This is a genomic window from Rhizobium terrae (assembly GCF_003425685.1).
In the GTDB taxonomy this organism is placed as follows: domain Bacteria; phylum Pseudomonadota; class Alphaproteobacteria; order Rhizobiales; family Rhizobiaceae; genus Neorhizobium; species Neorhizobium terrae.
Genome location: NZ_QJKM01000048.1, coordinates 2,501 through 5,000, shown reverse-complemented (window position 1 = coordinate 5,000; position 2,500 = coordinate 2,501). Strand labels below are relative to the sequence as shown.

The window sequence follows — 2,500 nt, the reverse complement described above, 5'->3', positions numbered from 1 at the left end:
GCAGGCGTCAGACCCTATACGTCGTCTTTAGACTTCGCAGAGCCCTGTGTTTTTGATAAACAGTCGCTACCCCCTGGTCTGTGCCACCCCAATATGGTTGCCCAAATTGGGGTCACGCTTCTTCCGAAGTTACGCGTGCAATTTGCCGAGTTCCTTCAACATAGTTCTCTCAAGCGCCTTGGTATGCTCTACCTGACCACCTGTGTCGGTTTCGGGTACGGTCTATACGGTGGAGCTGTTTCCTGGAACCGCTTCCCCGCCCGCTCAATCCAATAAGAGCGGACAAGTTACGCAATCCGTCACTACCACCAGGCCCACGAATATTAACGTGGTTCCCATCACCTACGCATGTCTGCCTCGGCTTAGGGGCCGGCTAACCCTGCTCAGATTAACTTTAAGCAGGAACCCTTGGTCTTTCGGCGAGAGGGTCTCTCACCCTCTTTATCGTTACTCATGTCAACATTCGCACTTCCGATACCTCCAGAGGCCCTCACGGGTCCTCCTTCACAGGCTTACGGAACGCTCCGCTACCACATACACTTGCGTGTACATCCTCAGCTTCGGTGCATGGCTTCAGCCCCGTTACATTTTCGGCGCAAAGACCCTTGATTAGACCAGTGAGCTGTTACGCTTTCTTTAAATGATGGCTGCTTCTAAGCCAACATCCTGGTTGTTTTGGGATCCTCACATCCTTTCCCACTTAGCCATGACTTGGGGACCTTAGCTGGAGGTCAGGGTTGTTGCCCTTTTCACGACGGACGTTAGCACCCGCCGTGTGTCTGCCGACTAGTACTCCCAGGTATTCGGAGTTTGGTTAGGATCAGTAAGACGGTGAGTCCCCATAGCCCATCCAGTGCTCTACCCCCTGGGGTATTCGGTCGACGCTCTACCTAAATAGATTTCGCGGAGAACCAGCTATCTCCGAGTTTGATTGGCCTTTCACCCCTAGCCACAAGTCATCCCAATCTATTGCAACAGATGCGGGTTCGGCCCTCCAGTTGGTGTTACCCAACCTTCAGCCTGCTCATGGCTAGATCACTCGGTTTCGGGTCTAATGCGTCGAACTGAACGCCCTGTTCAGACTCGCTTTCGCTGCGCCTACACCTACCGGCTTAAGCTTGCTCGACACACTAAGTCGTTGACCCATTATACAAAAGGTACGCCGTCAGGCTTGCGCCCTCCGACTGTTTGTAGGCATCCGGTTTCAGGTTCTATTTCACTCCCCTTGTCGGGGTGCTTTTCACCTTTCCCTCACGGTACTTGTTCGCTATCGGTCATGCACGAGTACTTAGGCTTGGAGAGTGGTCTCCCCATGTTCAGACAGGATTTCTCGTGTCCCGCCCTACTCTAGGACAATCAGTGTTCTACGCCTACGGGGCTGTCACCCACTTTAGCCAAGCTTTCCAACTTGTTCGGCTTTATTCCTGATTGCCACTGGCCTGGTCCGCGTTCGCTCGCCACTACTTGCGGAGTCTCGGTTGATGTCCTTTCCTGCAGGTACTTAGATGTTTCAGTTCCCTGCGTTCGCTTCTTACACCCTATGGATTCAGGTGCAGATACCTTATTAACGATACTTGGAAACCTTTCGGGTTTTCACTCACGCTCGTTCCGCACTTGCGTGCGGCGCTGCGTGAGCGCGCCGGACGACCGGCGACGCGCTCTGCGCTGTATTGCAGCCAAACTCAAAGCTTGAGCAAGGCACCCATACAGGCCAGAGGCCGTCGGCGATCGTTCGCCGTAACGTCGGACCAAAGGTCCGACAACCAGAAAGATTTTCCAAGTATCTAAGGTGGGTTGCCCCATTCGGAGATCCATGGATCAAAGCTCATTCGCAGCTCCCCACGGCTTATCGCAGCGTATCACGTCCTTCTTCGCCTGTGCATGCCAAGGCATCCACCAAATGCCCTTACGACACTTAATCGTTCTCATTGCCAATGCTCATCCTTATTTGATGAGCGAATAGTGATTAGTGAGTAGCGAATAGAAGGAGACCAACTATTCGCTATTCGCTATTCGCTCACAAAAACCCGGTTACCTTTTACAACCAGGCCTGTCAGATGCCATCGACGTGTTCGATCCGGTCACTTTATTGGAGCTACGCCGAGCAGCTCGCTTGTGCCGGATCATAAGACCAGCTTCTCGAGATCAAATCCGGGTCCGCGCGGTTAGCAATCGGACATCAATAAGCCGTCAGAACCAAAACCGAAGCTTTGGCAACAACGACCGACCAGAGTGACAAGCTTCCTACCGCATCCAGCCCCTCCACCACATCCGACCGGCTAGGTCATCCTTGGCATCAGCAGAACTGGGCTCGGACATGGGTCAAACCCATACCTGGAAGCCTCCAGATCAATCTTCTCTTCACGATTTTTGCAGAACAGGCACGGAACGCAATTCGCGTCGTGCAAACTTTTACTTCTTCAAAGGATATTTCCACGCCTGGCAGGCTCGCCCATACAGGCCAAAGGCCGTCGCCGATCGTTCGGCGGCCCTTCCAGAG

At 53.3% G+C, this 2,500-nt stretch carries 1 rRNA gene (only partly in view); it reads right to left on the bottom strand.

Going from position 1 to position 2,500, the window contains the following annotated elements:
• A 23S ribosomal RNA gene (locus DMO26_RS33035) occupies window positions 1-1,921 on the bottom strand (it extends 1,043 nt beyond the left edge of the window).
• Window positions 1,922-2,500 lie beyond the last annotated feature (579 nt).